11 protein-coding genes are annotated in these 13730 nt (G+C 67.8%); all 11 read left to right on the top strand.

Going from position 1 to position 13730, the window contains the following annotated elements:
• The first annotated feature begins 214 nt into the window (after positions 1-214).
• The 11 genes from GFK26_RS23820 (at position 215) to GFK26_RS23770 (ending at position 13724) form a co-directional block, all read left to right on the top strand.
• On the top strand, positions 215-2236 hold the full coding sequence (locus GFK26_RS23820) for an AAA family ATPase (protein ID WP_153284150.1): 2022 nt from the start codon (positions 215-217) through the stop codon (positions 2234-2236).
• Between the two features lie 43 nt (positions 2237-2279).
• Positions 2280-3626, top strand: coding sequence for an amino-acid N-acetyltransferase (gene argA, locus GFK26_RS23815; RefSeq protein ID WP_062470199.1), 1347 nt, complete (start codon positions 2280-2282; stop codon positions 3624-3626).
• 13 nt (positions 3627-3639) lie between these two features.
• Positions 3640-4287 carry a LysE family translocator gene (locus tag GFK26_RS23810; RefSeq protein ID WP_153284149.1) on the top strand — a complete coding sequence of 216 codons (648 nt, stop codon included), beginning with the start codon at positions 3640-3642 and terminating at the stop codon, positions 4285-4287.
• 118 nt (positions 4288-4405) lie between these two features.
• Entirely contained in the window at positions 4406-5404 is a 999-nt protein-coding gene (locus tag GFK26_RS23805; RefSeq protein ID WP_153284148.1) for a DUF3829 domain-containing protein, read from the top strand.
• A 58-nt stretch (positions 5405-5462) separates the two neighbouring features.
• The gene (dapC, locus tag GFK26_RS23800; protein WP_153284147.1) at positions 5463-6674 is read left to right on the top strand and encodes a succinyldiaminopimelate transaminase; all 1212 of its coding nucleotides are present in this window, start codon (positions 5463-5465) and stop codon (positions 6672-6674) included.
• A 49-nt stretch (positions 6675-6723) separates the two neighbouring features.
• Positions 6724-7557 (top strand): 2,3,4,5-tetrahydropyridine-2,6-dicarboxylate N-succinyltransferase, encoded by an 834-nt coding sequence (gene dapD / locus GFK26_RS23795; protein ID WP_099789398.1) that lies wholly within the window; start codon positions 6724-6726, stop codon positions 7555-7557.
• Between the two features lie 166 nt (positions 7558-7723).
• A complete protein-coding gene (locus GFK26_RS23790) occupies positions 7724-8872 on the top strand; it encodes a PilT/PilU family type 4a pilus ATPase (protein WP_153284146.1) in 1149 nt (382 codons plus the stop codon).
• A gap of 25 nt (positions 8873-8897) precedes the next feature.
• Complete coding sequence (gene dapE, locus GFK26_RS23785) at positions 8898-10076, top strand: succinyl-diaminopimelate desuccinylase (protein ID WP_153284145.1); 1179 nt, start codon at positions 8898-8900, stop codon at positions 10074-10076.
• On the top strand, positions 10073-10954 hold the full coding sequence (gene prmB / locus GFK26_RS23780; protein ID WP_153284144.1) for a 50S ribosomal protein L3 N(5)-glutamine methyltransferase: 882 nt from the start codon (positions 10073-10075) through the stop codon (positions 10952-10954). Before dapE ends, prmB begins: the two co-directional genes overlap by 4 nt.
• A 141-nt stretch (positions 10955-11095) precedes the next feature.
• Positions 11096-13111: an ABC-F family ATP-binding cassette domain-containing protein gene (locus tag GFK26_RS23775; RefSeq protein ID WP_153284143.1), complete on the top strand. Its 2016-nt coding sequence runs from the start codon at positions 11096-11098 to the stop codon at positions 13109-13111.
• Between the two features lie 91 nt (positions 13112-13202).
• Entirely contained in the window at positions 13203-13724 is a 522-nt protein-coding gene (locus GFK26_RS23770) for a hypothetical protein (protein ID WP_153284142.1), read from the top strand.
• The last annotated feature ends 6 nt before the right edge of the window (positions 13725-13730 follow it).

Raw genomic sequence — 13730 nt, 5'->3', positions numbered from 1 at the left:
GGGGTCAAGGCGACCCGCCCGGCCTGACGAAGCCCGCGCGCCGGCTTCAGCTTCCTTCGCGGAACTGAACGCCTTCCGCTCGCGCTTCACAGACTGAAGCGCGCCAGCCTGACCCGCACAGCGCCTGCACCACCGCCCTCTTCGCATCTCGCGAGGAGAAGCGGCCGCATTCCTGTTTCCGTGTCCCCGAATCATTCGAAGAAAAAAGAACCTCATGTCGCAACAAGACATTTCCCGTGACCTGCATGCCACGCTGGCCGAGCGCACGCGCCACCTGCAGGCCATTGCCCATTCGCTGAAGGCCGAGCTGTTCGGCATCGACGAGATCATCGATCGCGTGATCGATTCGCTGCGCGCCTGGTACGTGCTGCCGCAGCTCATCAGCCGCCCGGTCGTCATCTGCCTGTGGGGCCTCACCGGCACCGGCAAGACGCAACTCGTGCGGCGCCTGGCGCAGCACCTGGGCTTCTACGACCGCTTCATCGAAGTGCAGATGGACGGTTTCAGCCACGGCTCGGGCCACCGCAGCGCGGGCTCCATCTCGGCCATGCTGGCCGAGTCGGGCATCGCCGAGGGCGCGCCCGGCATCCTCGTGCTCGACGAGTTCCAGCGCTTTCGCACCGTGGACGCCAACGGCAAGGAAGCGCGCGTGGAGCGCTACCAGGACGTGTGGGCGCTGCTGTCCGACGGCCGCCTGCCGCCGTCGCTCTCCGTACTGAGCGAGATCGAGTCGTCGCTGGCCTGGGCCGAGTACGACCAGGACCGCCGCACCGATGACGACGACGATGAAGAAGACGAAGACAGTGCCAAGGCTGGCAAGACCAAGCGCAAGCGCCGCCTGCAGCTCTCGCCCTGGGAAGCGCAGGAGTTCAAGCGCTGCCTGAAGTTGCGCGAGTCGCTGCTCGAAATCATGACCTGGAAGCCCGACGAGATCCAGGCGCGGCTGCGCGCCTTCCGCGCCTCGCAGGACAACTGGGAAACCGACTACTCCAAGCTGCTGGTGTTCGTCTCGGGCAACCTCGACGAGATGTACGCCGAAACCGCCAAGCGGGTGGAAGACTGCGACACCGACGCCGACATCTTCCACGCGCTGACCAGGAAGCTCTCGCTCATCGACGTGAAGAAGGCGCTGGCCGAGCGCTTCAAGCCCGAGCAGGTCGCGCGGCTGGGCAACAACCACGTGATCTACCCGTCGTTCAGCCGCGCCACCTACGTGCGCCTGATCCTGTCGATCTGCGACCGCTACGTGAGCGAGATCCAGGAAAGCTCGGGCGTGCGCTTCGTGCTCGACGTGAGCGTGTACGAGCAGATCTACGCCAACGCCGTGTTCCCAGCGCAGGGCACGCGCCCGCTGTTCTCGTCGATCCACGCGATCCTGAGCGCAACGCTGGTCAACGCCGCGCTGTGGGCGCTCGAACAGGGCGCGCACGGCAGCGAACCCGTGTGGCTGATGCTCGACCCCGGCGAAGTCACGCCCGGCGGCCCGCGCCTGGTCGCGCGCTTCCGGCTGGCGCGGCGCGAGTTCCCCGTGGCGCTGGAGCTGAACCGGCTCAAGCAGCGCGCCAACGCCGACTTCCGTGCGCTGCTCGCGGTGCACGAGGCCGGCCACGGGCTGGTGTACGCCCTGCTCTTCGGCCGCGCGCCGCAAGAGATCCGCATCAACGTGGCGTCGTTCGAGGGCGGCTACAACAGCTACGTGAAGCGCAAGGCGTGGTCCAAGCGCAACCTGCTCGACAGCGTGTGCGTGAGCCTGGCCGGCCGCGCGGCCGAGCGGCTGGTGTTCGGCGAATCGGGCTGCACCACCGGCGCCGAGCGCGACCTGATGCAGGCCACGGCCACGGCGGCGCGCTACGTGCGGCATCTGGGCTTCGGCACCCGCTGGAGCCGCACCGACGTGACGACCGATGCGAACGACAACCTCAACACCGACGTGGCCGCCACCAACCGCGAGATCGAGGCCATCCTGGCGCGCGAACACACGCGCGCGCTGGGCCTGCTCGAAGCGCACGCGACCGCCTTCATGGCGGTGGTCGATGCGCTGATGGCGCACGGTTCGATCGCACCCGACGAGCTCGCCGCCCTGCTCGGCCTGCCGCTGGCACCGACTACGCCGGCGGGCTCGGCCGAGGCGGCGGTGGAGCCGCTGGACGCCTACGCCGACCAGCTCGAGGCCTTCAAGGCTCGCGGCACGCCCGCCGCGGTCGGGGCCGGCCGGCTGCTGCGCGCCCTGGCATGACGCGCTGCACCAAAACCTTGCCAAGAATGCACAATCACGCCCCATGTCCACCGTCTTCAATTTCACCTTCGTGCCCTGGTTCCGCTCGGTCGCGCCCTACATCCACACGCACCGCGGCAAGACGTTCGTGGTCGCGCTCGCGGGTGAGGCCATCGCGGCGGGCAAGCTGCAGAACATCGCGCAAGACCTGGCCCTGATCCAGAGCATGGGCGTCAAGATCGTGCTGGTGCACGGCTTCCGGCCACAGGTCAACGAACAGCTCGCGGCCAAGGGCCACGAGGCCAAGTACTCGCACGGCATCCGCATCACCGACGCCGTGGCGCTCGACTCGGCGCAAGAGGCCGCGGGCCAGCTGCGCTACGAGATCGAGGCCGCCTTCAGCCAGGGCCTGCCGAACACGCCGATGGCCGGCTCGACGGTGCGCGTGATCTCGGGCAACTTCATCACCGCGCGCCCCGTGGGCGTGGTCGACGGGGTGGACTTCAAGCACTCGGGACTGGTGCGCAAGGTCGATGCGGCCGGCATCCGCCGCACGCTCGATTTCGGCGCGATGGTGCTCATGTCGCCCTTCGGCTTCTCGCCGACCGGCGAGGCGTTCAACCTGACGATGGAAGAGGTCGCGACCAGCGTGGCCATCTCGATCCAGGCCGACAAGCTGATCTTCCTGACCGAAGTGCCGGGCATCCGCGTGGACAGCGAGTTGCCCGAGAGCGAAGACAACCCGATCGACACCGAGCTGCCGCTGGCCGCCGCCGAAAAGCTGCTGGCCTCGCTGCCGCCCGCGCAGAAGCCGACCGACACCGCCTTCTATCTGCAGCACTGCGTGAAAGCCTGCAAGGGCGGCGTGGAGCGCAACCACATCCTGCCGTTTGCGCTCGACGGCTCGCTGTTGCTCGAAATCTACGTGCACGACGGCGTCGGCACCATGGTGATCGACGAGAAGCTCGAAAGCCTGCGCGAAGCCACGGTGGACGACATCGGCGGCATCCTGCAGCTCATCGAACCCTTCGAGCGCGACGGCACGCTGGTCAAGCGCGACCGCACCGAGATCGAGCGCGACGTGGGCCACTACACGGTCATCGAGCACGACGGCGTGATCTTCGGCTGCGCGGCGCTGTACCCGTATCCCGAGGCTAAAACCGCCGAGATGGCCGCGCTCACGGTGTCGCCGCAATCGCAGTCGCAGGGCGACGGCGAACGCATCTTGAAGCGCATCGAGCACCGCGCCAAGGCCATGGGCCTGGAAAGCATCTTCGTGCTCACCACGGTCACGATGCACTGGTTCCTCAAGCGCGGCTTCCAGCAGGTCAACCCCGACTGGCTGCCCGAGGCGCGCAAGCGCAAGTACAACTGGGACCGCAAGAGCCAGGTGCTGGTCAAGAAGATTTGAGAAAGACACCCCGATGACGCTCGCCACCGCCCTGCTGTTCGCCATCGTGGCGTTCGCCGCCATCGCCACACCCGGTCCCACAGTGCTGCTGGCGCTCAGCAACGGTTCGCGCCACGGCGTGCGACGGGCGCTGCCGGGCATGCTCGGCGCGGTGCTGTCCGATTTCGTGCTGGTCGGCGCCGTGGCGCTCGGCCTGGGCGCGCTGCTGGCGGCTTCGGAGTTCTGGTTCTCGATGCTCAAGTGGGTCGGCGCGGCCTACCTGGCCTGGCTCGGGCTGCGCATGCTGCGTTCCAAGGGCGGCTTCCAGTTGCCGAACGCAGACGCGGCGGCCACCGTCACGGCGGGCGAAAGCCGGCGCATCTTCTTCAAGTCGTTCCTGGTCGCGGTGACCAACCCCAAGGGCTACATCTTCTGCTCGGCGCTGCTGCCGCAGTTCATCGACCCGGCTGCCGCGCAGGCACCGCAGTACGTGGTCATTGCGCTGATCTTCGCGGGCCTCGACATGGGGGTGATGCTGGCCTACGCCTTCGTCGGCGCCCGCGCGATCCGGCTGCTCACGGTGTCGGCCACGCGCTGGATCGATCGCGCCTGCGGCGGCATGCTGCTGGCGCTGGCGGGCTCGCTCGCTTTCTATCGGCGCAGCGCGGCCACCGCTGTCTGACACCTCGCCCCCCCGACCGCTGTCTTCAGGCAGCGGCACTCCCCACGATGTCTTCCCGGCCGACCGCGCCATCCCGCGGCCTGCCCGTGCTGTTTTTTTCAACGGAGGAAATGAAAGAATGAAGAAGTACCAAACCCTTCTGGGTGCCACCCTCGTCGCCGTGTCGGCGCTCGTCGCGGGCTGCGGCGACAAGGCGGACAAAGCCGCCCAGCCCTCGGCCTCTGCCACCGAAGCCAAGCCGGCCGCCCCCGCCGCCAACGACCAGCAGCTCGTCGAAAAGTACAACCTCTACGTCGACGTCTCGAACAACCTGCGCACCTCGTTCCAGGAAGCCCGCGAGAGCTACGTGACGGGTCAGGTGCCGCTGCTGCAGGCCAAGGCGCCGCTGACCAGCCTGCGCATCCAGAACGACATCCTCGTCGACCGCTCGGCCCAGAAGCTCGATGCCGCCGCCGCCATCGCCGCGTCGCTGCCCGAGATCGACGAATCGGCCAAGGCCTTCTCGGCCGCGCTCAAGGTGCTGTCGCCGCTGAGCCGCGAGCTGAACGACTACGCCAATTCCAAGGGCTACCTCGCCGACAACGGCGACAAGGCCCGCCAGCTGAGCGAAAGCTACCTGGCCGCACTCACCACCGTCGCGCAGGCCGAAGCGGCCTTCGACAAGGGCCTGAGCGCCCGCGACCAAGCGCTGACCAAGGAAGCCTTCGAGAAGGCGCCCAAGGACACCGCCGCCTACTACCGCGCCGGCCTGATTTACCACGGCAAGCTCAACCACGCCGACGCCATGGCGCTGTTCGCCGCGCCCAACGACCCGCAGGCCCTGGCCGCCTTCGAGGCCTCGCTGGCGCTGGTGGCCGACTCGGCCGCGGGCTGGAGCAAGAAGACCGGCGAGCAGTCGGCCCAGAGCGGCAAGAGCTGCAGCGGCGGCATGCTGCAGATCAACGAATTCATCGGCCAGTCGCGCTCGGTGATCAAGGACGCCAAGGACGGCGTGTTCAAGCGCAAGGAAACCGGTGCAATGGCCCGCATGGGCCGCTCGGGCATCGTTGACGCGGCCAACCGTTACAACCAGAACTTCGCCAACATGATCGGCCAGTTCAACCACCCGCTCTGCTGAGCGGGACAAGGGGTGCGGGGCGTGCGGGCTGCACGGCCCGTCGCCGATAATCCGGGGCATGAATCCCTTGCTTTCCAAATTGCAGCCGTACCCCTTCGAGCGGCTGAAGCAACTGTTCGCGGGCGTCACGCCCGCCCCCGAATTCGCGCCCATCAGCCTGGGCATCGGCGAGCCCAAGCACGCCACGCCGGCCTTCATCAAGGACGCCCTGAGCGCCGGCCTCGGCGCCCTTGCCGCCTACCCGGCCACCGCCGGCGAACTGAAACTGCGCACCGCCTTCACCGACTGGCTGCATCGCCGCTACAGCCTGTCGCTCGACCCGGCCACCCAGGTGCTGCCGGTCAACGGCTCGCGCGAGGCGCTGTTCTCGCTCGCCCAGACCGTGGTCGACGCCAGCGCCAACCCGAAACCGGTGGTGATGTCGCCCAACCCGTTCTATCAAATCTACGAGGGCGCGGCCCTGCTCTCGGGCGCCGAGCCGTACTACGTGCCCAGCGTGCCCGCGCGCAACTTCGCGGTCGATTGGGACAGCGTGCCCGAGGCCGTCTGGGCCCGCACCCAGCTCGTGTTCGTCTGCTCGCCGGGCAATCCCACGGGCGCCGTGATGTCTCTGGACGAGTGGCAGAAGCTCTTCGCGCTGTCCGACCGCCACGGCTTCGTGATCGCCGCAGACGAGTGCTACAGCGAGATCTACTTCCGCGACGAACCGCCGCTCAGCGGCCTCGAAGCCTCGATGAAGCTCGGCCGCCCCGACTTCAAGAACCTGATCGCGCTCACATCCCTGTCCAAGCGCAGCAACGTGCCCGGCCTGCGCAGCGGCTTCGTGGCCGGCGACGCCGCCCTCATCAAGAAATTTCTGCTCTACCGCACCTACCACGGCAGCGCCATGAGCGGCGCCGTGGCCGCCGCCAGCATCGCGGCCTGGGGCGACGAGTCGCACGTGGTCGACAACCGCGCCCAGTACCGCGCCAAGTTCGCCGCCGTCACGCCGCTGCTCGAATCGGTGCTCGACGTGCGCCTGCCCGACGCCAGCTTCTACCTCTGGGCCGGCGTGCCCGAAGTGTGGGCTGGCGACGACGAAGCCTTCGCCCGCGCGCTCTACGCTCAATACAATGTCACGGTTCTGCCGGGGAGCTATCTGGCGCGCGACACCGACCACAGCGCCAACCCGGGCCGCGGCCGCATCCGCATGGCACTGGTGGCCGAAACGGCCGAGTGCGTCGAGGCCGCCCGGCGCATCGTCCGTTTCGTTAAAGACGGCCGCCGCTGACCTCCCGCCGCCCGCTTCCCTGCCCCCTTTTTCACCCGAGACTTTCTCCATGACACAGCAACTGCAACAGACCATCGACGCCGCGTGGGAAGACCGCGCCAACATCTCGCCCGCCGCTGCCCCCGCCGAAGTGCGTGACGCCGTCGAGCACGTGATCACCGAGCTGAACAACGGCAAGCTGCGCGTGGCCACCCGCGAAGGCGTGGGCCAGTGGACCGTTCACCAGTGGATCAAGAAGGCCGTGCTGCTGTCGTTCCGCCTCAAGGACAACGAACAGATCCAGGCCGGCTCGCTGGGCTTCTACGACAAGGTCGCGACCAAGTTCTCGCACCTGTCGGCCGCCGAGCTGAAGGAATCGGGCGTGCGCATCGTGCCGCCGGCCGTGGCCCGTCGCGGCAGCTTCATCGCCAAGGGCGCGATCCTGATGCCCTCGTACGTGAACATCGGCGCCTACGTGGGCGAAGGCACCATGGTCGACACCTGGGCCACCGTCGGTTCGTGCGCACAGATCGGCGCCAACGTGCACCTGTCGGGCGGCGTCGGCATCGGCGGCGTGCTCGAGCCGCTGCAGGCCGGCCCCACCATCATCGAAGACAACTGCTTTATCGGCGCGCGCTCCGAAGTCGTCGAAGGCGTGGTCGTCGAAGAGAACTCGGTGCTCGGCATGGGCGTGTACCTCGGCCAGAGCACCCCGATCTTCAACCGCGAAACCGGCGAAATCTCGTACGGCCGCGTGCCCAGCGGCAGCGTGGTCATCAGCGGCAACCTGCCCAAGAAGACCAAGTCGGGCCAGGACTACAGCACCTACGCCGCCATCATCGTGAAGACGGTCGACGCGCAGACGCGCTCCAAGACCAGCCTGAACGACCTGCTGCGCGACTGACCTAAGCACACCCCCATGCTGCGCGCACTGCGTGTCGCTTCGCACACCCCCTTGCAGGGGGCAACGCCAGCGGCCCGGCAAAGCCGGTTCCGCGGCGTTCCGCGCGAAGAGTCCCGTGCTTGCGCAGTCTGCGAATAATTCAGAGAACAACCGAGGAGAGAGACCGATGAACATGATGGAACGGATTCTTCGTTTGATGGCCGAGCGCAAGGCCTCTGACATCTACCTCTCGGCCAACTCCCCGGTGATGATCCGCATCAACGGCAACTGCCTGCCGATCAATGCGCAGGTGCTGCCGCCGACCGCGCCGCTGGCGCTGCTGTCGGAAGTGGTGCCCGAAGCCCGCATCCAGGAACTGGAAAACACGGGCGAACTCAACATGGCCGTCGCCCTCGAAGGCGCCGGCAACTACCGCATCAGCGCCATGCGCCAGCGCGGCAGCTACGCCGTGGTGGTACGCCACATCGCCTCGGTCATCCCCAGCTTCGACGAGCTGAACCTGCCCGACATCCTGAAGTCGCTCATCATGGAAAAGCGCGGGCTGATCCTGATGGTGGGCGCCACCGGCGCGGGCAAGACGACCACGCTGGCCTCGATGCTCGATTACCGCAACGAGCACGCCAGCGGCCACATCCTCACGGTCGAAGAGCCGATCGAGTTCACGTACACCAACAAGAAATCGCTGGTGAACCAGCGCGACGTGGGCAGCGACACCACCTCGCTGCAGGTGGCCCTGAAGAACGCACTGCGCCAGGCGCCCGACGTGATCCAGATCGGCGAGATCCGCGACCGCGACACCATGACGGCCGCCATTGCCTACGCGCAGTCGGGCCACCTGTGCGTGGCCACGCTGCATGCCAACAACAGCTACCGCGCGCTGAACCGCATCCTGAGCTTCTTCCCGGTCGAGGTGCGCCCCACCCTGCTGGGTGACCTGGGCTCGGCGCTGCGCGCCGTGGTGTCGCAGCGCCTGCTGCGCACGCCGGCCGGCGCGCGTGTGCCCGCACTCGAAGTGATGCTGAACACCGCGCTGGTGGCCGACCTGATCGAAAAGGGCGACTTCTCCGGCGTCAAGGAGGCCATGGAGCAGTCGATGGCCGAAGGCTCGCAGACTTTCGAGGAAGACATCGCCCGCCTCATCACCGAGGACCGCGTGACCCGCCAGGAAGGCCTGGCCAACGCCGACTCGCCCACCAACCTGATGTGGCGCCTGCAGAACCGCGACGCGCCCAAGAAGCAGGCCGAGGACCGCGACCTGACCGACCAGCTCGACGAACCCACCTTCACCGACATCACGCTCGACGTGAAGTTCTGACCGCCCCTTAATCCCCGCCCCCTCGATGTCCCGTACGCTCCAGCTCGCCGAACAACTGATCTCGCGCCCTTCCGTCACCCCCGACGACGCGGGTTGCCAACAGATCCTGGGCGAACGCCTTGCCGCGCTGGGCTTCACGCTGGAAACCATCGAGAGCGGCCCGGCCGATTTCCGGGTCACCAACCTCTGGGCCGTGCGCCGTCCTGCGAATGACAAGGTGACGAAGACGCTGGTGTTTGCCGGCCACACCGACGTGGTGCCCACCGGCCCGCTCGACCAGTGGAGCAGCCACCCGTTCACGCCCACGCACCGCGACGGCAAGCTCTACGGCCGCGGCGCCTGCGACATGAAGACCTCGGTCGCGGCCTTCGTGACCTCCATCGAAGAGTTTTTGCAGGGCGAGCCCGACCCGGCGCTCACGCTGGCGCTGCTGCTGACCAGCGACGAAGAAGGCCCGGGCGTCGACGGCACGGTGATCGTCTGCAACGCGCTGACTGCGCGCGGTGAAACCATCGACTACTGCATCGTCGGCGAGCCCACCTCGGTGGCGCGCTGCGGCGACATGATCAAGAACGGCCGCCGCGGCACCATGAGCGGCAAGCTCACGGTGAACGGCGTGCAGGGCCACATCGCCTACCCGCATTTGGCGAAGAACCCGGTGCACGCGGTGGCGCCGGCGCTGGCCGAGCTCGTGGCGATCAACGCCGCCGGCGGTTGGGACGCGCAGAGCAACCCCTACTTCCAGCCCACCAGCTGGCAGATCAGCAATTTCCATTCGGGCACCGGCGCGAGCAACGTCATTCCGGGCAGCGCGGTGATCGACTTCAACTTCCGCTTCTCGACCGAATCGACGCCCGAATCGCTGCAGCAGCGCGTGCACGCCGTCCTCGACGCGCACGGCGTCGACTACACGCTGGCCTGGACCGTCGGCGGCCTGCCCTTCCTGACCACGCCCGGCGAACTCGTCACGGCCGTGCAGGCGGCGATCCGCGAAGAAACCGGCCTCGATACCGAGCTGTCGACCAGCGGCGGCACCAGCGACGCGCGCTTCATCGCCAAGATCTGCAAGCAGGTCGTCGAGTGCGGCCCGGTGAACGCCAGCATCCACAAGATCGACGAGCACATCGAGGTCGCCGAGATCGAGACGCTGAAGAACATCTACCTGCGCACGCTGCGCGGGCTCGACGCAGCGCTCGCATCATGAGCACCGTCATCGAACTCATCGAAGCCGGTGCCAAGCGGCTCGAAGAAGCCGGCGTCGCCTTCGGTCACGGCACCGCCAACGCCTTCGACGAAGCCGCTTGGCTCGTGCTGTGGCGCCTGAAGCAGCCGCTGGACGACATCGACGCCGTGGCTGACACGCCCGTGTCGCCGGCTGACGCTGCCAAGGTCGCCGCGCTCATCGACGAGCGCATCGCCACACGCAAGCCTGCGGCCTACCTCACGAAAGAAGCCTGGCTGCAAGGCGTGCCCTTCTACGTCGACGAACGCGCCATCGTGCCGCGCAGCTTCATTGCCGAGCTCATCGCCGACGGCAGCATCGACTACTGGCTGGGCGAACACACGCAGCGCGTGCTCGACCTGTGCACCGGCAACGGCAGCCTCGCGGTGCTCGCGGCGCTCACCTACCCCGATGTGACGGTCGATGCGGCCGACCTGTCGGTCGAAGCGCTCGAAGTGGCCGCCATCAACGTCACACGCCACGCGCTCGACGCGCGCGTCAAGTTGATCGCATCGGACGGTCTGAAGAACGTGCCCGGCACCTACGACCTCGTGCTGTGCAACCCGCCCTACGTGAACAGCGCCAGCATGGCTGCGCTGCCCGCCGAATACCGCGCCGAGCCCGAACTGGCGCTGGCCGGCGGCACCGACGGCATGGACTTCGTGCGGCAATTGTTCGCCGACGCGCCCGCCCGCATGAGCGAGCAGGCCGTGCTGGTGCTCGAGATCGGCAACGAGCGCGACTATTTCGAGGCCGCGTTTCCGCAGCTCGAGGTGGTCTGGCTCGAAACCTCGGCCGGCGAAGACCAGGTGCTGCTGGTCACCCGGACGGCGCTGCTGGCCGGCGCCGGCGTGCGTTAGCGGCGCCCGCCCAAGCCCCCTTTTTCGCCTTGCATGCAGCCTCGTGGCTGCGCCCCTTTCATCGGGTGATGTCCGCCTTTGCCCCTTCGCGCCGGCTCGCTGAAGGTCGGACGGGATAATCCCCCCTACGGTTCCTATTTCATGATTACTCTCAAAAACGTCATTCTTCGCCGCAGCGCCAAGAAACTGCTCGACGGCGCCACCGTCAATCTCAACCCCGGCGAAAAGGTCGGCCTGGTGGGACGCAACGGCGCCGGCAAGTCGTCGCTGTTCGCGCTGTTCAACGGCACGCTGCACGAAGACGGCGGCGATTTCTACATTCCCAAGCAGTGGCGCATGGCCCAGGTCGCGCAGGACATGCCCGAGACCGAGGAGTCGGCCACCGACTTCGTGGTCGGCGGCGACACCCGCCTGACCGAGCTGCGCGCCACGCTGGCCGCCATCGAAGCCGCCTACGCCGAGAACCCCGACGATCCCGACATCGGCATGGAGCTGGCCCACGCCTACACCGACCTGGCCGATGCCGGCGAGCACGACGCCGTGCCGCGCGCGCAGGCGCTGGTGCTGGGCCTGGGCTTCAAGTCGCACGAGCTCGACGAGCCCGTCAACAGCTTTTCGGGCGGCTGGCGCATGCGCCTGCAGCTGGCCCGCGCGCTGATGTGCCCGAGCGACCTGCTGCTGCTCGACGAACCGACCAACCACCTGGACCTGGACGCGCTCGTCTGGCTCGAAGCCTGGCTGCAGAAGTACGCCGGCACCATGATCGTCATCAGCCACGACCGCGAGTTTCTCGACGCCGTGACCGACGTCACGCTGCACATCGCCAACGCCCAGCTCACGCGCTACGGCGGCAACTACAGCAAGTTCGAAGACATGCGCGCGCTGCAGATGGAGCAGCAGCAGGTGGCCTTCAGCAAGCAGCAGGACAAGATCGCCCACCTGCAGAAGTTCATCGACCGCTTCAAGGCCAAGGCCAGCAAGGCCAAGCAGGCGCAAAGCCGCGTCAAGGCGCTGGAGCGCATGGAGCGCGTGGCGCCGCTGCTGGCCGAGGCCGACTTCACCTTCGAGTTCAAGGAGCCGGGCAACATCCCGAACCCGATGCTCTCGATCGACAAGGCGAGCTTCGGCTATGAGGTCGAAGGCGAAGCGCCCAAGACCATCCTGCGCGGCGTCAGCCGCTCGGTGCTGGCGGGCCAGCGCATCGGCATCCTGGGCGCCAACGGCCAGGGCAAGTCGACGCTGGTGAAGACCATTGCGCGCGAAATGGGCGCACTGGCCGGCGAAGTCACCGAGGGCAAGGGCCTGAACATCGGCTACTTCGCGCAGCAGGAACTCGACGTGCTGCGCCCGCAGGACAACCCGCTCGAGCACATGGTGCGCATGGCGCGCGAACTCGGCAGCAATGCCAAGGAAGCCACCGGCGAGCAGGCCCTGCGCGGCTACCTGGGCAGCTTCAACTTCAGCGGCGACATGGTCAAGCAGCCCGTGGGCACCATGAGCGGCGGCGAAAAGGCCCGCCTCGTGCTCGCGATGATGGTCTGGCAGCGCCCCAACCTGCTGCTGCTGGACGAGCCCACCAACCACCTGGACTTGGCCACCCGCGAAGCCCTGGCCGTGGCGCTCAACGAGTTCGAAGGCACGCTGATGCTGGTGAGCCACGACCGTGCGCTGCTGCGTTCGGTGTGCGACGAGTTCTGGCTCGTGGGCCGCGGCGTCGTCACCGACTTCGACGGCGACCTGGACGACTACCAGCGCTACCTGCTCGACGAGGCCAAGCGCCTGCGCGAAGAGGCCAAGGTGGCCGTGCGCGAGGCGGACGCCGCGGCAGCGGCTGCGGCCGCCGCTGCAGCAGCCGCCCAGGCTTCGACCAAAAGCAGCAGCAGCCACACCCCCGAGCAGCGCAAGCAGGACGCCCAGGAGCGCCAGCAGCGCAGCGAGCAGGCCAAGCCGCTGAAGAAGGAACTCGCCAGGATCGACGAGCGCATGGCGGCGGCCGGCACCGAGCGCAGCACGCTCGAAGCCCGGCTGGCCGAACCGCTGCCGCCCGCCGAGATCGCCGACGCCGGCAAGCGGCTGAAGGCGCTCAACGACGAGATCGCGCAGCTCGAAGAACGCTGGCTGGCGCTGTCCGACCAGCTCGAAGCGCTGGCGGCCTAAGCCCCCTGCCCGCGCGCGGCTTGCAACGGGCCGACCAGCGCGGGCCGGGTAGCATGGCAAGGTCAGGGAACCCGCCAAGGAGCCACGCTGCATGCCTTCTTCGATCGAACTCGCCCGGGGCGATGAAAAACTCATCGCGGCCATCCACCGCAGCCGACGCCTGATCGGTCGCAAGGCCCTCATGGCCGCCGCCGCCAGCGCCATTCCGCTGCCCGGCATCGACTGGATGGCCGACGCGGCGCTGCTCTCGCGCCTCGTGCCGCAGATCAGTTCCGAGTTCGGCCTCTCGGTCACCCAGGTCGAAAAGCTCGCACCGCACCAGCGCGAGCGCATCCAGAAGGCCGCCACCACGCTCGGCGCCCTGCTCGTGGGCCGGCTCGTCACGCGCGAGCTGCTCATGAAGCTGGCCCGCCACGCCGGCATCCGCCTCACCGCCAAGCAGGCCACCAAGTACGTGCCCATTGCCGGGCAGGTCGTGTCGGCCGCGCTCGGCTATGCGGCGCTGCGTGCGCTGGGCGAACAGCACATCAAGGACTGCGTGCGCGTGAGCACCACGCTGGCCCTCACGCCGCCCGAGCCGCCCGCGCCCGCCGAACGGCTCAAGCCGGCCTGAGCCTGC

Source organism: Variovorax paradoxus, from assembly GCF_009498455.1.
Taxonomy (GTDB): Bacteria; Pseudomonadota; Gammaproteobacteria; order Burkholderiales; family Burkholderiaceae_C; genus Variovorax; species Variovorax paradoxus_H.
Note: the sequence above shows the minus strand (reverse complement) of the source record. Positions and strands in the feature narration are given on the sequence as shown.

Coding starts and splice junctions, on each gene's coding strand:
- GFK26_RS23820 (WP_153284150.1), top strand. CDS start 215: ATGTCGCAACAAGACATTTCCCGTGACCTGCATGCCACGCTGGCCGAG.
- argA (WP_062470199.1), top strand. CDS start 2,280: ATGTCCACCGTCTTCAATTTCACCTTCGTGCCCTGGTTCCGCTCGGTC.
- GFK26_RS23810 (WP_153284149.1), top strand. CDS start 3,640: ATGACGCTCGCCACCGCCCTGCTGTTCGCCATCGTGGCGTTCGCCGCC.
- GFK26_RS23805 (WP_153284148.1), top strand. CDS start 4,406: ATGAAGAAGTACCAAACCCTTCTGGGTGCCACCCTCGTCGCCGTGTCG.
- dapC (WP_153284147.1), top strand. CDS start 5,463: ATGAATCCCTTGCTTTCCAAATTGCAGCCGTACCCCTTCGAGCGGCTG.
- dapD (WP_099789398.1), top strand. CDS start 6,724: ATGACACAGCAACTGCAACAGACCATCGACGCCGCGTGGGAAGACCGC.
- GFK26_RS23790 (WP_153284146.1), top strand. CDS start 7,724: ATGAACATGATGGAACGGATTCTTCGTTTGATGGCCGAGCGCAAGGCC.
- dapE (WP_153284145.1), top strand. CDS start 8,898: ATGTCCCGTACGCTCCAGCTCGCCGAACAACTGATCTCGCGCCCTTCC.
- prmB (WP_153284144.1), top strand. CDS start 10,073: ATGAGCACCGTCATCGAACTCATCGAAGCCGGTGCCAAGCGGCTCGAA.
- GFK26_RS23775 (WP_153284143.1), top strand. CDS start 11,096: ATGATTACTCTCAAAAACGTCATTCTTCGCCGCAGCGCCAAGAAACTG.
- GFK26_RS23770 (WP_153284142.1), top strand. CDS start 13,203: ATGCCTTCTTCGATCGAACTCGCCCGGGGCGATGAAAAACTCATCGCG.